This window comes from Paenibacillus rigui (genome assembly GCF_002234615.1).
GTDB classification, from domain to species: Bacteria; Bacillota; Bacilli; order Paenibacillales; family NBRC-103111; genus Paenibacillus_S; species Paenibacillus_S rigui.
In genome coordinates this window covers 102727-120630 of the sequence record NZ_NMQW01000037.1, presented here as the reverse complement: position 1 = coordinate 120630, position 17904 = coordinate 102727, and the positions used below count along the sequence as shown (strand labels likewise).

Below are 17904 nucleotides of genomic sequence, written 5' to 3'. Positions count from 1 at the left end.
TGAAAAAAAATTAGAAGTTGCTGTAAATTTTTTTTAAAACGTGAAGCAGCTCTTCCTTTTCTTTTTCTGAGATATTGAGATAAAACAGGTCTAGCATTTCTTTAGAAATGGATTCAAAGATCGGCTTCAGTTCGCTCCCCTTATCGGTTAAAGCAACATAAACAATCCTCGTGTCCTCTCTGTCCCTTTCCTTCGTCACGTACCCGAGCCGGACTAGCTTGTCGACAAGTGCGGTGACTGTAGATTTATCCTTACGAATGCTTTTGGAAATGTCCGCCATAGTGAGTCTGGGCTTCTTGAACAGCGCATAGATGATATCACCATGCGAAGTACCGATACCGTCGATTCCATGCTTCCCCATCTCTGCTACAATGAATCGATTAACTTTCTCTCTAATTTTGGAGATTAATGAAATAATATCTCTAGTTTCCATAATCGAATTATAGTTTGACGTCAAACCAATGTCAAGCTTCTTAATTTATTCAGAAATGGGATCAGTTGAATATATTCAGTTGAATCCGCCGTTTACGCGAATCGTCTGTCCTGTTATCCAACGGGCTTTGTCGCTGACAAGCAGCTCGATCACGTTCGCGATGTCCTCGGGTTCGCCAAGCCGTCCAAATGCATTCATGCGGCGGTACGAATCAACCAGCTCTTGTGATTTTCCATTCAAAAATAACTCGGTCGATACCTGCCCGGGCGAGATGCAATTGATGATGATGTCCTTGGGACCGAACTCCTTTGCCAATTGGCGGGTCAACTGCTCGACAGCACCTTTCGTTGCGGCATAGACGCTGTATGTCGGAAGCATCGCTCCCGATATAGAGGTTGAGAAGTTGATGATCGTTCCCTCTTTTGCCATATGTTTCATCGCTTGTTGACAAGCAAAATAGGTCCCTTTCACATTGATAGCGAATTGTCGATCAAATAACTCCTCCGTCACATCTGCGATAGCCGTACATTCCATAATGCCGGCATTATTGACAAGAATGTCCACGCGCCCGAATCGCTCGAGCGTTTCCAGGAATAGCGCTTCGACTTCGTTCACCTTACTTACGTCGGCACGGATTGCTGCCGCTTCGCCGCCGGTTTGTTCGATCGTTTTAACAACCTCATCCGCATTCACCGGATTTGATGAATAATTAACGACCACCTTCGCTCCGGATTGTGCCAGTTGGATGGCTACTTGCCGTCCGATCCCTCGTGATGCCCCGGTGACAATAGCTACTTTTCCATTCAAGCTCATTTCTAATCTCTCCTTTATCTGCATGTTAGCCGACCGGTCATCCGGTTCAACCTTACGAATTCATTATAATCAATGTCTCTAGCAACCCGTTAGAACGTACCTGTTCGATCCTTGCCTAATTCTCTTCGTTCACGCTATTATAAAAGCAAACGAGATTTCTCGGAAAGGAGCCGGTAATCATGGACACTGAGAATGAATCACTCCGTATAGAGCAAGCCTTGCAGCAATTGGCACGCTTGATACGTCGCCATGCTCCGTCGAGCGGAACACATCGGACACCTGTGCCTTCTTTAGCGCTTATGCATGCAACACATTGCTCTGAGCCGATGGAATCGGTATATAAGCCTTCCATTTGCGTCGTGGCGCAAGGGGCAAAAACAGCCACCCTTGCCGATGAAACCTACCGGTACGATCCCTCGACGTACCTGGTCACGTCTGTAGAATTGCCGATCCTCGGCAGAATCATCGAAGCTTCGCCCGAGATTCCGTATTTAAGCCTGAAGCTGAGTTTCGACGCAGATGTCATTCTGGACATTGTGAAGGAGACGAATCGTTCCGATTCCGTTCCCGCGGAAGCCTGTCGAGGCATAACCGTGAATCGTACGTCCTTCCCATTACTCGAGGCCATCGTGCGCCTTCTGGAGCTGCTTCATACGCCTGAGGACGTTCCGGTTCTGGCGCCGCTCATCATCCGCGAAATACTATATCGAGTGCTTCAAGGCGAACAAGGCGCAGTCATCCATCAATTCGCGATCATCGGCAGCCATGCACACAACATTGCACAAGCGATCCAGTTGATTAACCGCGAATACAACCGTCCGATCGGGATCGAGCAGCTTGCAAAGTCCGTGAACATGAGCGCGTCGGCGTTTCATAAGCATTTTAAGCGCGTCACGGCGATGAGCCCGTTGCAATATCAGAAAACGGTTCGGCTGCAAGAAGCCCGGCGCTTAATGCTGACGGAAACCGTGCAAGCCTCCGATGCGGCCTTCCGTGTAGGCTATGAGAGCCCGTCTCAATTCAGCAGGGAATATGCCCGGATGTACGGACGGCCACCGATGGTGGACGTTGAAAGTCTTCGCGGTTCGAATGCGAGCTCCAATGTACATGGTTGAGTTATGCCCCATCTGGCCCCAAACCACTGAAGATGGATGCGCTTTTCCCGGTAAATAAAAAAACCTTAGAACATGCTCTAAGGTTTCTTTAAATAATCTGAATATCCGATTAGCAGCTGCTTGTTTGGGATAAGTAATCTTTAACGGCTTGCACCGCTTCAGTGACTGTACTCGCATCTATAATAATTCTCTCGTGCTCATACTGCTTCATAGCATGCTCGTAGCGCGGATCATAGTAATGCTCCAATAGAAGCTTGACTGCCTGTTCAAATTGATCCTCCTCCAGGCTTATCATGATTTCTTTAGCTACGGGGGTGTGGATACGGTTTTTGATCTTGTTGAATGCGTTGATTAACTCTTGCTTGTGCTCCGACGGCCGATACTCTTCGACAATATGACGAATACGCTCGTGAATAGGCAATCGAATAAAAAGTTGGGTGGCCGCTTCCTTTTTATCCACAACCATTTCTGGCAGCACGACTTTGCCGATTCGCTTGCTTTCTCCCTCCAATAGCACGTAGTGCGACTGCTGCAGTTTTAGCAGATCCGTAATAAGAAGAGATTCAAACGTTTTCTGATTGTTCGCCTTCAGTCCTACTTGACCAAATATGGAGCCCCGATGTCCAGCCATTCCTTCAAGATCCAGAACCGGATATCCCTCATTTTGAAGCTGTCTAAGAATCGAGGTTTTGCCAGTGCCTGTATGGCCCAGGATAACGATAACCTGCGGTTTGAACTCAAGCTGACCGAGTGTCTCAACAACCCACCTGCGGTAGGTTCGAAAGCCTCCTGTTAAACGGTAAGCCGGTATGCCCATTAAACTAAGTACCGTTGCTGTTGTTTTACTACGCATACCGCCGCGCCAGCAGAACACCGCTTTGGGCTCTTTAATTTGCTCGAACGTCTTGATAAAAGCCGGAAGCTTGGCTGAGAAAATCTCCAGACCTCTATCCTTAGCTGCTTGAACACTGACCTGCTTGTAAATGGTACCGACCTCTGCGCGCTCCGCATCGTCAAAAAGCGGAATATTCAGGCTGCCCGGAATTGTCGAATCCGCATACTCCGATGGAGATCGCACATCAATCATCACGATTTCTTTTTTTTCCCTAAGCGCCAATAATTCATCTATGGTGATATCCTGAAACAAAAGAACCGCTCCTTATACTCTTAAAGTTAGGACTTAAAGAACAACAATGTGCCCGGGGTGGTCAGCTGTCGTTTCGCCGATTATGCTTGCTTCGACTCCCGATTGTTGAAGCTTGTTTAGCAGTTCTTCAGCTTGACCCCCATCAACCGAGATAAGAAGACCTCCCGAGGTTACGGCATCACACAAAATCCATTGCCCGATCTGATCCAATGACTCCGGGAATGTTATTGAATCCTGGACATGGGCGAAGTTATTTTTGGTACCTCCGGGAACAAAGCCTTCCTCCGCAAGCTGCCTTACTCTTGGCAGTACAGGTACATCTGAGGCAATAATGCGGATTCCCACACCGCTTCCTTTGGCCATTTCAAGCGAATGCCCCATAAGACCAAAGCCTGTCACATCCGTACAAGCATGCACATCGTAAGGCTCCATGGTCTCGGCAGCTACCTTGTTAAGGGTCGCCATAACATGGGTTACCCGCTGCACCTCTTCTTCTGACAGCTTGTCCTTCTTGATGGACGTCGTCAAAATTCCTACCCCGATAGGCTTTGTCAAAATCAATTTGTCTCCCGGGACAGCTCCTGCATTTGTACGTACCTTATCCGGATGAATAAGGCCGGTAACGGCAAGCCCAAACTTTGGCTCATTGTCATCTATGGAATGGCCGCCCACCAGCGTAATGCCCGCTTCTCTCATCTTGTCTCCCGCTCCGCGCAAAATATCCGCGAGCACCTGCTTATCAAGAGTGCGTATGGGGAATGCCACGATATTAAGGGCCGTTAGCGGTCTGCCGCCCATGGCATATATATCGCTGATCGCGTTAGCAGCGGCAACTTGTCCGAAAGCATAGGGATCATCAACAATGGGTGTGAAAAAATCGACCGTTTGGACGATCGCGAGGTCATCGCTTAGCTTGTATACTCCTGCGTCATCGCTTGTATCGATACCGACGAGCAGGTTCGGGTCCGGCATAGCCGACGGCAGAGAGCGAATTACCTGGGATAGCTCACCCGGCCCGATTTTGCAGCCACAGCCTCCCTTGGTAGAATAAGACGTCAGTTTTATTTTTTGCGTATCCGACATATGGTTATGTCCTCTCTTTTGAGTAGTGTAGTTTCTAAACTGCTTAGAGCCTCGACGCCAGTCGAAAGGTTATATGCTCTAATGATAATCGATTAGGATGATAAAATCTAATACTCGGAGGATGACATGGTACAGTCCGAACGCTTTGTGCACCAAGAAGAAAAATCAATGAGTAAAAAAGATCAGAGCAGGAAAAAGCGGCAGTCATGGACGTGAGCCCAAGACTGCCGCTTTTTTATACTAAAACGGTTAATTTAATAATTATGAGAACTTAAACCAATTGAAATTGAATAAATACCCGCTTCCTCCTGTAAACTTCAAATATACATCGTGCATTCCCGAGACATCGCTGATTGCACATGATTGCGTTGTATAAGTCTGCCACCCGCCGGTACTCGTTACCGCGCAAGTGCCAATTAGGGATCCATTAAGGCTGTCGAGTCGAATTTCAATATTTCCTCCCGCTGTCGTTGCAACCCTTGCATCAAATTTGGATGGATCTGCAGTCCCAAAGTTCACATGATTAAATACAAGATAGTCTCCATTTTGAATATAGCCTACGTTCTGGCCGCCCTCAGAGCTTGCCTCGCTTTGCACACCTGACATGCTGGTGTAGTTCTCTGCTTCAATTGTCGCATAGGGATCGATCCCATTCGTAAATTTGAGCCAGTTCACATTGAATAAATACCCGCTTCCGCCCGTAAACTTCAGATATACATTATGCGATCCTGTGACACTGCTTCCGTTGACTGCACAAGATTGCGTAGCCCAATTCTGAAAGCCGCCGGTTGCCGTTACCGCACAAGTTCCTATCAGAGTCCCAGTGAGGCTATCCAGTCTAATCTCGATGCTTCCTCCCGCTCCTGACGCAATTCTAGCATCCAATTTTGTAGGTCCCGTTGCTCCAAAGTTCACATTGTTAAATGCAAGATAGTCACCATTTTCAATAAATCCGACGTTTTGGCCGCCCTCAGAGCTTGCTTCTTTTTGTATACCCGACATGCTGGAATAGCTTTCGGCTTCGATCGTCGCATAGGCATTGAAATATCCATAAGTTGTTTTTAACCAATCTGCGGCACTCAAAGTAATTTTGGACACGCCTGCGTATTGGTTTACTGTAGATACGACACTGGATAAAGGAAAGGTTTGATATGCATAAGGCAATTGCTCGTTGTACCCATATGTGAATGTAAAGGGGGGCGAAGTTGGCGGGTTCGATTTACTCATATTTTCTACCCCAACGATATGCGAGGACCACGCCCAATTCCCAATCGTTGATTTATCATACCAAGTATAACCCTGGGTAAACAAATTATTGCCGTTATTATCCCAGCTGCTGCCTGTATAGGTTCCGTTTTTATTTGTTACCGTTGAATTTACAATCAAGCTGTGGTTCATCGCATTTTGAAACAAAACATTGAACGGTGCATTCATATTCGATATATCATCACCTTGTCGCTCTGTACCGATGATCGGCTCATTAACAGCATTATATACGTTAGTATCTGCCGCGATAGATGCTCCATTTCTAGCATCCATCCCCCGTTGCAATTTATCTCCGCCATATTTGTTGATCGAGGTAACACTGCTAGTCGCATTCTGGTGAGTAGAACCATCAAAATAATTGTTAAATAAATGCCCTACGCCTTGACGAATCATTGGCAAACGCGATCCTGTATTTGTATAATGATTATACGCCATAGTTAATTTTATACGTTGATTTCCATCTTTAACCTCGATTCCATTCGAACCAACATAGTTCGTATAATCCTTATCACCGGAGCCCACCAAATGAGTTTTAGCGTGGTATGCTGCATAGGCCATAATTTGATTTTTGGTAGCGCCTTCATTTCTCATTTTGTAATAAATGCTGGTTGACGGGTCCAATGTGCCTGCTGCATATTTTTGCTCCATAAAATCGATTGAATTGTAAATAGAGCTCGTCGCAGCAGGATTTAGATTAGCGGCTAATCCGAATTCATTCCAAGAAAGTGTAACATTGGAGGCGCCATTTTCCAGATCAATCATTCCATCTGCGCCCATTGAAAACTTACAGTGGTCAATCCATACGTTGTTTGCTCCGTTTACCTTAATAAAGGTCCAGCCTACCTCTTTATGCTGTCCCGAGTCATCCCATTGCCACATTTCATCAAAATTGAGATTTCTTATAACGATATCATTTGCCGAAGCCTGCAATTTTAATTCAGCATGTTTAATGGTCTTGCCTGAAGTCGAAAAAATGGTCAAGCCATCAATATTGGACATGCTTAATTTAGAGACTCCGGAAGCGATTAACAGAGGATTCGTAAATCCATTCGATGGATCCGGATACTTGGTAATAAAGCTATAAGTTGAAGCTTCTGTTGAATTTAGAGCTAGCTCCGTCCAACCTAAATTTATATCATTTGTAACTTCAATAACTTTTACTGTTCCATTACTCGCATCCTTGATGGCCTGTAAAAACTCTCTTCCATTGCCGACTGTACGATAATAAGAGGTTCCAACATAACTGCTTCGATCTTTCACTCCTATAGATGCATACCCAGGAACCGACAAAAAGCTGTTATCATAGCTTTTCTCTACCTTGGTTGTGTTAGGTATCGCATTAACCACCGCTGCCTCTGCTTTGCCGCCTGCATCAATGAAAGTTGAAGTCACCAGCAGACTTCCTATTGCTAAACTGCTTAACACTTTTTTGATCAAAATCTAATCCCTCCTCAAGTATGAATCAGTATAAAAGCGCTTTCAATTATTACCAACTGGTAATAATTAATAGAATTATAACATAGGGCATGGGATGATTTTGGACAAAACACATTGAGTAGTAGCCAAAAATTGCACTGGGTGGGATATTCATGTTACCTTTCTACGAGATACAAACGAAAGAATTGAGGTTATTTCGTCTATCGAAACAACTGATGTTTCCTGCGCATATGCACAGAAATATCGAAATACTTTATGTTTTTTCAGGAGTCCAATATGTCGAGATTGATGAAATTACGTATGAAATCCATGAAGGCGAAGCGGCAATCATCTTCCCGGATATTGTACATTGTTATATTAAAAAAGAAGAAGATCCTGCAGAGTCTATCGTAATTCTATGTAACCCGCGCTTGTTTGGAGGGATTTTTCCGGATTTTGAAAACTTCCAGCCCTTGTCTCCTACTATATCTAAAGCAAACATCCATGAAGAGGCTGTATATGCATTAAGGCATATCAAGAAGAAGGATGAATTTGCCGTAAAGCTTGGCTGGACCTATGTTATTATGTCTCATCTACTGCGCCAATTGGAGCTGAAGCAGCGGCAGCGAATTCCTGTTCAGGATATGAGTAAAAAAATGATGGAGTATTTAGCCAACAATTTTACAGAGCCCATTACACTCGATTCTCTTGCTGCTGAATTTTGTATGAGCAAATACTACATATCTCATATATTTTCGGACAAAATAAAAATAAATCTCAGGAACTATCTCGGAATGCTCCGTGCCGAACACGCTGCCAAGCTGATTCGTACAACCGATGCCTCATTATCCACAATAAGCAGCCATGCCGGCTTTGACAGCCAACGTACTTTCAATCGTGTTTTTCATGCCAAATATGGGATGTCCCCGAGAGAATTCAGAAATAATATGCGCAAATACTTCAAATAATAAAAAAGGATCCGCAATTCTGCGAACCCTGACGTGTGCCATATCTATGGCGATATAAAATTTTAGGATACCGATACCGTTTGACGTACCTGCTCTGACTGTGAGCTTTCATTTAGTCCTAGCGTCCGCGCTGTTAAAGCATCAATTTCCCGAATAAGCTCTGGCTTCTTCAATAATGACACTCCATAAGAAGGAATCATTTCTTTTATTTTCGGTTCCCAAGCTTTGACATGTTGCGGGAAACATTTACTGATGACCTCAAGCATGACGGAAACGGCGGTAGAAGCACCCGGAGAAGCGCCGAGTAATGCAGCTATCGAACCATCCGCGGCACTAATCACTTCCGTACCAAATTGGAGCGTTCCTTTACCGGCAGCAGTATCTTTAATAACCTGCACCCTTTGGCCCGCTACCACTAAGTCCCAGTCCTCGCTTTTAGCGTTCGGAACAAATTCACGTAATGCTTCCATACGCTGTTCTTTCGATAACATAACTTCCTTGATCAAGTATTTGGTCAATGGCACGTTTTTTACGCCTGCCGCTAGCATGGTTACAAGATTATCCGTTTTTACTGAAGTAATTAAATCAAACATGGATCCGGTTTTTAAAAACTTTGGCGAGAAGCCAGCAAACGGTCCAAAGAACAATGATTTTTTCTTGTCGATAAATCTAGTATCAAGATGTGGCACAGACATTGGAGGTGCGCCAACCGGTGCTTTACCGTATACTTTTGCATGGTGCTGCGATACAATTTCCGGTTTTTGACACACCATAAATATGCCGCTTACCGGAAACCCTCCAATTCCTCTTCCTTCAGGAATACCGGATTTTTGCAGCAAATGCAAGCTTCCTCCCCCACCGCCGATAAAGACGAATTTTGCAGTGTGGTGTTCCACCGTACCACTATCGACATTCCGTACTTTCAATTCCCATAAGCCATCGCTAGTACGTTTAATGTCATCTACATTATGTTTATATTTAATATCTACGTTTTTGCTCTTTAAGTGGGTAAACAATGTACGCGTTAAAGCGCCAAAGTTAACATCCGTTCCAGATTCGATTCTTGTTGCGGCGATAGGTTCATTCAATTCGCGGTCTTTCATAATAAGTGGAATCCATTCCATCAATTTTTGCGGGTCATCGGAAAATTCCATCCCTTGAAACAACGGATTGTTGGACATTGCATCAAAGCGTCTTTTCAAAAACGATACATTTTGTTCCCCTTGAACTAAACTCATGTGAGGCAATGGCACGATAAAGTCCCGCGGATTACGTATCAGATTGCTGTTGACTAAATAAGACCAAAACTGTTTTGAAACTTGATACTCTTCGTTAATCTTTATCGCTTTGCTAATATCTATAGATCCGTCCTGTTTTTCGACGGTGTAGTTAAGCTCGCACAGCGAGGAATGCCCTGTTCCCGCATTATTCCATTCATTAGAACTTTCTTCTCCTGCGGTTGCAAGTCTCTCAAACACTGTAATTTCCCAGTCTGGTACTAATTCTTTCAGCAGTGACCCCAAAGTCGCACTCATGATTCCGGCACCAATTAAGATAACGTCTGTTCTAGTTTGTCTGTTGCTCATTTTAACCGTCCTTATATCCTAAGATTTACAGAAAGGATGTAAGCGCTCCGGCTTAGGTATATTACAGCAAGCCAGGGCGGACCTAGTCACACATCTTTTCTGGTTCAATTTTAACCTTAGTATAGTGTATCATTATTTAATATAGATTAAAATATTTATTTACTATTATATGGGAGTATATGCGATTAAAACGGTGGTAAAAAGTGAGAAGTCAGTGAACGTCATCCTTGAAGTTCCTTAGTTGTACTGTACTGGCTTATTTTGGTTATGGAAATGTCGTCTTTCGTTTAAAAATAAAGAACGACCCTTCCGCATTTACAATGCGATCAGGGCCGTTAATGTCTTGATTTCAATTCCCGCGGCGGCTAATGCGAAGAGGAATTGATCTTTATTATTTCATCCTCTATATCATTCATTAATCCTATTAATTTGATTTGTTCATCCATTTGCACCAAGGTATCGGAAGCCTCTTGCAGCTGCATTACAAGCTCGTTGTAAACATCGAATTGAAGCTTATACTCCGTTAATTCAATATTATCTAATTGTTTTTCCAATGATAAGGGAATCGATGCTGTTAAAGCTGTAACAGGGATACGATGATCTTCAATATAGGAGGATGATGCGGGTACTACTGAACCTCTTGCTTTGTCTTGTACGTTAGGCGCTACATTTGGTCCTGAAGGTTGAGCTTTATCAGTTACTTTTTGCGTTACCGGCGAAACAGAAGTTTTCGTCTTCTCCTCTGCCTTGTGTGCAGCAGCCTGAACCGCGACCTTAGTCTTCTCTTCTTCCTTATGCGTTACGGTCTGTATCGGGGCTTTGGATTTCTCCTCTGCCTTATGCGTTACAGCCTGTACAGGCGCTTTGGATTTCTCTTCTACGTCTGCTACAGTGTGTACCGGGGCTTTGACCTTCTCTTCTGCCTTCCGCGTTACGGTCTGTATTGGGGCTTTGACTTTCTCCTCTACCTTGTGTGCTGCGGTCTGTATCGGGGTTTTCGTCTTCTCTTCTGCCTTATGTGTTACAGTCTGTACTGGGGGTTTGGCCTTCTCCTTTGTCTTTACAGCCTGTAACGGGGTTTTAGCATTCTCTTTTACCTTAGGTTGTGTTATGGGATGTACTGTTTGTTTTGCTTTTTCTTCTGCCTTATGTTTAACGTAGTGTACCGAATTTTTGGCGTTATCCTCTACTTTATGAATTCCAGTAAGCTGCGGTTTTTCGACCTTATGGTCAACGATATGAAGATGATTTTTTATTGAGGTCGGTTCCGTTTTTTTGACAACATTATTTTTGTAGGTTTCTTCAAATGGATGAAGCTCTTGAGCAGCTTCAATGTTAATAGCTTCCTTTAATTTATGGGGATGATCCCAATTTGGACGATCCTTCTTTTCAAAAGACATTTCGTTGCTTTTAGGGAAGTTTTTCCAGGCAGCAATACCTATGCCAATGATAATCAGTATTAAGACCAGAGCTGTAATCAGCATACCCATCGTTCCCTTTCATCTTCTGACATTTTCCAGAACCATTTACTGGTAAATAAGGGTTACGTTTAAAACGTAACCCGCAAAATAGAATGAAAGAAATATTTAATGAGTTTGATTTATACCCATATTGCTTTGGTTAGAGCTTTGTTGGTTGATTTGATTTGCGGATTGCTGGGATTGTTGAATTAGCTGCTGCATTTGGCTAAGCATTTGAAAGGATTGAACAGTTTGATTCGCTTGGTTCAGGGTTTGGCTGGCTTGTTGAATCGATTGTTGAAGCTGCTGAATAGCTTGTTTTTGCTGATTTTGAACTTGTTGGTTAAATTGGTTCATTTGATTCACAAGCTGGCCCAGCTGTTGCTGGTTTTGAGTAGAACCAGTGGAAGCGGTGCTTTGCGTTGGATTTTGAACTTGAGTTAAAATTTTTTGGATTTGGTTCAGCTGATTTTCCAACGGTGTTAACTCACTCGCTACTTCGGCTTTTACCTTATCTGCGATTTGTTCTTGAGTTACAGCCTCTTTTTTAGTATTCATTATAAGTCACGCCTCCTTGGAATATGTGTTGTTCGATGAACACAAAGCCTATTGTGGCTTTCCCACCAACGATCTATCCCCTTTTTCGTTATGTTTATAAATGGCAAATCAAGAAACGAACATCGGCCTATCAAAACTAGGATTCCACCCACCCGATCATACATATGCATCGACAAGACGAAGAGCTGCAGCCCCTATAAAAGGACACCTGCCGAAACGATCCAGCAGTCCACCTGTGAAAGGCCAAAAAATAATAACTGCACATAGCATGCGATATACTCAATCAATAATTCAATCGAAAGACCATAAACGAAGAACAGCTTCCTAGGATAGCTGTTCTTCGTTTTTTCACTTAATGAATTTAGTAGATTTATGCTTATTTTACTAGAAAGCACTGTCAAATTTTTAATATATTCATAGTTTATAGTATCACGAACCTGGAGGTGAAAAATAATGCCAACACAATTTCTGGATCAGCGAATTTCAGTGATCTCCCAAGGTGCAACCGTACCGATTCTTGCAACACCTGTATTAATTGGAGATATTGGCTTACAAACAGTTGGAGTCTTAGCTCAAAATGTAGGCAATGTTCGAGTCGAGCTCAATGCAATGATAATTCTTACAGGTTTAACTGCAGGAACCTACCGAGTTCAAATTGCTAGAGAAGGCACTCCACTTTTCACTGCAGATTATGCAGGAACGAATCTGGCAAATGTTAATCCGCCTTCTTATACGGTTACAGATTTCCCACCAGCTGCAAATGTTTTAACCGGTCAGATTCGTTATACTCTAACAATTCAACTGACTGGAGGAACAGGCGGCACCGTTCAAGGTTCATTCTTCGGCGGATCTGTTGTTGCCGGATAATAGGATTCAAGAAAGCAGACAATATGTACAACATCCGTTACAGTAAATTGAAGACAGAATCAAGGAAGGAGACCGTTTAGGCGGTCTCCTTCGATTTTATTCCTTTGATGAAAAGCTAATCAACTCTACACTGCTGCTGAATATTTGCCGCGGATAATTTGGGTTGCCTCTACCATGTTGCGCAAGGAGGTAATCGTCTCATCAAGCCCGCGGGTCTTAAGTCCGCAATCCGGATTAATCCAGAACAGCTTCGCATCCAATACACGCAGCGCACGCTCAATCATACGGGTCATTTCATCGACTCCAGGAATACGAGGACTGTGAATGTCGTATACGCCTAGTCCAATACCCAGTTCATAGGTGTTTAATTCAAAGCTGTGAATGAGCTCGCCATGGCTTCGGGAAGTCTCAATGGAAATAACATCGGCATCCATCGCTTTGATCGAATCAATCATATCATGGAATTCACAATAGCACATATGCGTATGAATTTGCGTGGTTGCCTGTACGGTGCAAGTGGCGATACGAAAAGCTTTGACCGCACATGCAAGATATTCGGCCTGCCCGATTTCTTTGAGCGGCAACCCTTCGCGGACCGCAGGCTCGTCGACCTGAATCATGCCGATCCCTGCCTGCTCCAGCGCCTCCACTTCTTGTCTGAGCGCATAAGCTAATTGATAGGCAATATGCTTCCGCGGGATATCTTCACGGACGAAGGACCAGTTCATAATGGTGATCGGTCCGGTCAGCATTCCTTTCACCGGCCGATTCGTTTGCGACTGGGCATATTTCGTTTCTTCGACCGTCATTTCACCCATGAACGCTACATCTCCGAAAATGACCGGAGGTTTGACGCAGCGGGAACCGTACGATTGCACCCATCCGTTTTGGGTAAATGCAAAGCCTGCAAGCTTCTCGCCAAAAAATTCAACCATATCGGTACGTTCAAACTCTCCATGCACAAGCACATCCAAGCCGATATCTTCCTGGATCTTGATCCAGATATCCATTTGCTTCCGGATAAATTCCGTATACTGCTCGTGAGTCCATTCTCCTTTTCTCCACAGTTGACGTGCTTTGCGAACCTCTGCAGATTGCGGGAAGCTGCCGATCGTTGTTGTCGGGAACAATGGCAGCTGCCATTTGGCTTGCTGAGCTGAATAACGCTCGGCAAAAGGCTGCGATCGTTCCGGTTCTTTTTCACGGAGCTCTTCAACGGCCTTCTGGATGCTTATCCGGTTGCGCTCCCCAGATTGCTGCAGGTCATGAATTACCCGCTCGCTTTGGGCCAGCTCGTCTTGAATCACAGCTTGGTTTAAAGACAATCCTTTGGTTAAAATGATAATCTCATCGAGCTTCTGATCTGCGAATGCGAGTGCATGCTTCAATTCAGCTGTAAGCTTCGTCTCGTGTTCTGTCGTTACGGGTACGTGAAGCAGGCTGCAAGAAGATTGAACCATAATTCTTTCCGAAGTAACGAGCTCAGCCAGTTCTTCCAATACATCTAGTTTGCTCTGAAGCGATGCTCGCCAAATGCCACGGCCATCAATAACGCCTGCCCCCAAAATTTTGTCCGAAGGAAAACCAAGCGTCCGGATGGCTTGAAGATTGCCGGAATATCCGTGCACGAAATCCAGGCCAATCCCTTTAACCGGCAGCGCAATAACATCATTATAATACTCAACTGATTCAAAATAGGTTTGCAGCATGATGTTCAAGGTCGGTGCCGCCGCGGCCAATGTTTCGTAGATTCTCTTCAGATTGTGGATGTCCGCTTCACTTAATTGAGTTACCAGAATCGGCTCATCAATCTGAACCCATTGAACGCCTTCTTGTTCAAGCTCTTGTACAATTTGTGCATACAGCGGAAGCAGACGGTTCAGCCAGGCCTCCGCCTCCGACTTATTGAACCCTTTGGACAGCTTCAGGAAGGTTAGAGGACCTACCAACACAGGCTTTCCTTCGATCCCGAGTTTTTCCTTCGCTTCACGATATGCCTTAAGAGGTTTGTTTTCGGTGAGCACCGGGACTGCACCGTTCAATTCAGGAACGATATAATGATAATTGGTGTTAAACCACTTGGTCATCTCGCTGGCCGCTGCATCCTTCGTTCCTCGCGCAACTCCGTAATATACGGACAATGGCACAATACCGCCCTTATAAGCAAATCTCTGCGGGATGATGCCGAACATGGCGGATGTATCGAGAATATGGTCATAATAACTGAAATCATTGACAGGAATATAGTCAATTCCTTTCTGCTGCTGTTTGCGTAAATGATTCAGGCGGATTTCTTGCAATTGACTTTCAAGCTGAGCTTCATCAAGCTTTCCTGCCCAGTACGCTTCCAATACCTTTTTCCATTCTCTATCCACACCAATACGCGGATATCCCAATACACTGCTTTTTGCCATCATGTTAACTCCTCTACTTTTTGTTACACAAAAGTTAACATAGAATCACTTATTACATGTACTTCGATATAATTATATCCAGTCATAGTTTGTAGCTATAACTGCTTGGGCATCGTGTAATTAAAGCGGAGAATAGGCCTCAAGCGCTGGCTGCAAAAAAAGGTGACGATTCCCATAATATTTCCGAGAGATCGTCACCATTTGGTTTAAAATGATATAACTTTAAAAATTGCTTATGTTTCAATTGCTTTTTTCAGGGCTTCAACATAAGCTGCCCCCAGCTTGGTTAACACCGTATTTTTCAGAGAAATCCACCCGACATGAATCGATTCCTCACACTCCAAAGGCACAGGAATGATTTCGTTGCCATTCAAATCTGCGCTTAATACACCTGTTGAAATCGTATACCCGTTCAACCCGATTAACAGATTAAACAATGTAGCCCGGTCATTCACACGAATACTTTTATGATGAGACAATGTACTTAATATTTCTTCCGAAAAATGAAATGAATTATATTCCCCCTGATCAAACGATAAGTAAGGATACTGCTGCAGCTGCTCGATGGTCACACTGGAATGATTAGCCAAAGGGTTGTTGATACTAATAAAAATATGCGGCTTCGCTGTAAATAAACTGGTAAATTGTAGATTTGCCGCCTTGAGCATTTTGTTGATCACTTTTTCATTAAACTCATTCAAATATAAAATGCCTATTTCGCTTCGCATGTTTTTGACGTCTTCAATAATTTCGTATGTCTTCGTCTCACGTAAAGCCATCTCATATTCATCCTGTCCATACTCTTGTACCAGACTGACAAAGGCATTCACCGCAAAGGCATAATGCTGCGTGGATACTGAAAAATGCTGCGGTGAAGGCTTGGCGTTAAGGTACCGGCTTTCCAGCAGTTCCGCCTGCTCAACAACTTGTCGTGCATAGCTAAGAAACTCTACACCCGCTTTGGAAAGTGTTATGCCTTTATTTGACCTATCGAATATCGAAAGCTGCATTTTTTCTTCCAAATCTCTGATTGCATTGGAAAGACTAGGTTGAGTAATAAACAGCTTTTTGGCCGCTTCATTGATAGAACCACAATTAGCGACCTCGATGACATACTTTAATTGCTGTAAAGTCATGTCAACCCCTCCTTTGTCCTAACACTTCCCTATCTTCCTGAACCTGTAATTTGAACATAGATCATGCCTAATGATACACAAAATGGATTGATTTGCAATTGTCGCAAAACAATAAACGGATCAAGCTTGTGTCACCTGATGGCAACCAAGCTTGATCCGTTAAGTAAAGTTGATGTGTGCTCCCCAACGTCAATGATCAATGCAGGAGCTCAGCCTTATTCTTTCGTTCCCATCCATTGATAATGAAAGCTTCCCTTCTGATCCAGACGCTCGAAAGTATGGGCTCCAAAATAATCCCTTTGGGCTTGCAGCAAATTGGCCGGAAGACGTGCTGAGCGATAGCTGTCATAATATGCCAATGCCGAAGAAAAAGCAGGAACCGGAATTCCTCTGGTCACAGCAATGGATATGACTTGTCTCCAGGCTGTCTGGTAGTCTTCAACGATCTTCTTGAAATATTCGTCCAAGAACAAATTTTTCAAATCCGGGTCACGATCGTAGGCATCTTTAATATTTTGTAAAAAACGCGCACGGATAATGCAGCCCCCGCGGAAAATCATGGAAATACCGCCGTAATTCAAATTCCACTTGTACTCGTCTGAAGCGGCTCTCATTTGGGCAAAGCCTTGCGCGTAGGAGGCTATTTTACTTGCAAACAAAGCTTGACGAACCGCTTCGATAAAGTGCTGCGGATCCCCGTCATAGCTGGAAACTGCAGGACCGTTAAGACGCTTGCTTGCCGCAATGCGTTCTTCTTTCATGGCGGATATAAACCGCGCAAACACGGATTCCGTAATGATGGACAACGGAACGCCTAGATCCAAAGCACTCTGACTCGTCCATTTTCCCGTTCCTTTTTGTCCAGCCGAATCCAGAATGACATCGACCATCGGTTTCCCCGTATCCGGGTCTATTTTCGAGAAGATGTCCGCTGTAATTTCAATCAAATAGCTGTCCAGCTCACCATGATTCCATTCCGTGAAAATCTCATGTAATTGACCCGTGCTTAAATTCAGTACCTCCTTCAACAAGTGGTACGCTTCTCCGATGAGCTGCATATCGCCGTATTCGATTCCATTATGAACCATTTTGACGTAATGACCTGCACCGTCTTCTCCAATGTAGGTCGAGCAAGGATCGCCATTCACCTTAGCGGAGATCGCTGTCAAGATAGGCTCCACGAGCTCATATGCATCCCTTTGTCCGCCCGGCATAATCGCAGGCCCGTGTAACGCGCCCTCTTCCCCGCCCGACACGCCGGCGCCGATAAAACGGAAGCCTTTGGCTTGCAGTTCTTTATTTCTTCTTTGCGTATCAGGGAAATAAGCATTTCCACCGTCTATGAGAATATCCCCTTGGCTCAGGTAAGGCACAAGCTGATTAATGGTATCGTCGGTCGGCTGCCCGGCTTTAACCATAATTAATATTTTGCGAGGTGTTTCCAAGGACTGAACAAATTCCTCGACAGTGAACGTACCTACGAAATTTTTACCTTGTGCTTCAGCCAAAAGCTCATTCGTTTTTTCAGATGAACGATTGTAGATTGACACGGAGAAGCCTTTACTCTCCATATTCAATGCAAGGTTTTTACCCATCACGGCTAATCCCACTACGCCTATTTGCTGCTTCTGCATGCTAATAC

The 17904-nt window shown here is 44.2% G+C and carries 14 protein-coding genes; 3 read left to right on the top strand and 11 right to left on the bottom strand.

What is annotated here, in order from left to right:
* Positions 1 to 10 precede the first annotated feature (10 nt).
* On the bottom strand, positions 11 to 457 hold the full coding sequence (locus tag CF651_RS23650; protein ID WP_245856112.1) for a MarR family winged helix-turn-helix transcriptional regulator: 447 nt from the start codon (positions 455 to 457) through the stop codon (positions 11 to 13).
* Between the two features lie 51 nt (positions 458 to 508).
* Positions 509 to 1246, bottom strand: coding sequence for an SDR family oxidoreductase (locus CF651_RS23645; protein WP_094017347.1), 738 nt, complete (start codon positions 1244 to 1246; stop codon positions 509 to 511).
* Positions 1247 to 1425: 179 nt separating this feature from the next.
* Here CF651_RS23645 and CF651_RS23640 point away from each other — a divergent pair, with 179 nt between their 5' ends.
* A complete protein-coding gene (locus tag CF651_RS23640) occupies positions 1426 to 2361 on the top strand; it encodes an AraC family transcriptional regulator (protein WP_094017346.1) in 936 nt (311 codons plus the stop codon).
* A gap of 109 nt (positions 2362 to 2470) precedes the next feature.
* On the opposite strand, the gene mnmH is transcribed toward CF651_RS23640, so the two are convergent.
* The 3 genes from mnmH to CF651_RS23620 form a co-directional block, all read right to left on the bottom strand.
* Positions 2471 to 3508, bottom strand: coding sequence for a tRNA 2-selenouridine(34) synthase MnmH (mnmH, locus tag CF651_RS23635; protein ID WP_094017345.1), 1038 nt, complete (start codon positions 3506 to 3508; stop codon positions 2471 to 2473).
* Positions 3509 to 3541: 33 nt separating this feature from the next.
* Positions 3542 to 4591 carry a selenide, water dikinase SelD gene (selD, locus tag CF651_RS23630; protein ID WP_094017344.1) on the bottom strand — a complete coding sequence of 350 codons (1050 nt, stop codon included), beginning with the start codon at positions 4589 to 4591 and terminating at the stop codon, positions 3542 to 3544.
* A 261-nt stretch (positions 4592 to 4852) separates the two neighbouring features.
* Positions 4853 to 7294, bottom strand: coding sequence for a carbohydrate-binding protein (locus CF651_RS23620; RefSeq protein WP_218827870.1), 2442 nt, complete (start codon positions 7292 to 7294; stop codon positions 4853 to 4855).
* Positions 7295 to 7446: 152 nt separating this feature from the next.
* Here CF651_RS23620 and CF651_RS23615 point away from each other — a divergent pair, with 152 nt between their 5' ends.
* Positions 7447 to 8241, top strand: coding sequence for a helix-turn-helix transcriptional regulator (locus CF651_RS23615; RefSeq protein ID WP_094017343.1), 795 nt, complete (start codon positions 7447 to 7449; stop codon positions 8239 to 8241).
* A gap of 62 nt (positions 8242 to 8303) precedes the next feature.
* Here the strand turns inward: CF651_RS23615 and CF651_RS23610 are convergent, their stop codons facing one another.
* The 3 genes from CF651_RS23610 to CF651_RS23600 all read right to left on the bottom strand — a co-directional run bounded on the left by CF651_RS23610 (position 8304) and on the right by CF651_RS23600 (position 11845).
* Positions 8304 to 9827, bottom strand: coding sequence for a malate:quinone oxidoreductase (locus tag CF651_RS23610; protein ID WP_094017342.1), 1524 nt, complete (start codon positions 9825 to 9827; stop codon positions 8304 to 8306).
* A 365-nt stretch (positions 9828 to 10192) separates the two neighbouring features.
* Entirely contained in the window at positions 10193 to 11317 is a 1125-nt protein-coding gene (locus tag CF651_RS23605) for a hypothetical protein (protein ID WP_094017341.1), read from the bottom strand.
* A 96-nt stretch (positions 11318 to 11413) separates the two neighbouring features.
* Positions 11414 to 11845 (bottom strand): hypothetical protein, encoded by a 432-nt coding sequence (locus CF651_RS23600; RefSeq protein WP_094017340.1) that lies wholly within the window; start codon positions 11843 to 11845, stop codon positions 11414 to 11416.
* A 453-nt stretch (positions 11846 to 12298) separates the two neighbouring features.
* On the opposite strand from CF651_RS23600, the gene CF651_RS23595 reads away from it, so the two are divergent.
* Complete coding sequence (locus CF651_RS23595) at positions 12299 to 12712, top strand: hypothetical protein (RefSeq protein ID WP_094017339.1); 414 nt, start codon at positions 12299 to 12301, stop codon at positions 12710 to 12712.
* Between the two features lie 125 nt (positions 12713 to 12837).
* Here CF651_RS23595 and metE read toward each other — a convergent pair whose 3' ends face one another.
* The 3 genes from metE to gndA all read right to left on the bottom strand — a co-directional run bounded on the left by metE (position 12838) and on the right by gndA (position 17896).
* Positions 12838 to 15126 (bottom strand): 5-methyltetrahydropteroyltriglutamate--homocysteine S-methyltransferase, encoded by a 2289-nt coding sequence (gene metE / locus CF651_RS23590; protein WP_094017338.1) that lies wholly within the window; start codon positions 15124 to 15126, stop codon positions 12838 to 12840.
* Between the two features lie 233 nt (positions 15127 to 15359).
* Positions 15360 to 16262, bottom strand: a complete 903-nt coding sequence (locus CF651_RS23585) for a LysR family transcriptional regulator (RefSeq protein WP_094017337.1) — start codon at positions 16260 to 16262, stop codon at positions 15360 to 15362.
* Between the two features lie 215 nt (positions 16263 to 16477).
* Positions 16478 to 17896, bottom strand: a complete 1419-nt coding sequence (gene gndA / locus CF651_RS23580) for an NADP-dependent phosphogluconate dehydrogenase (RefSeq protein WP_094017336.1) — start codon at positions 17894 to 17896, stop codon at positions 16478 to 16480.
* Between the last annotated feature and the right edge of the window lie 8 nt (positions 17897 to 17904).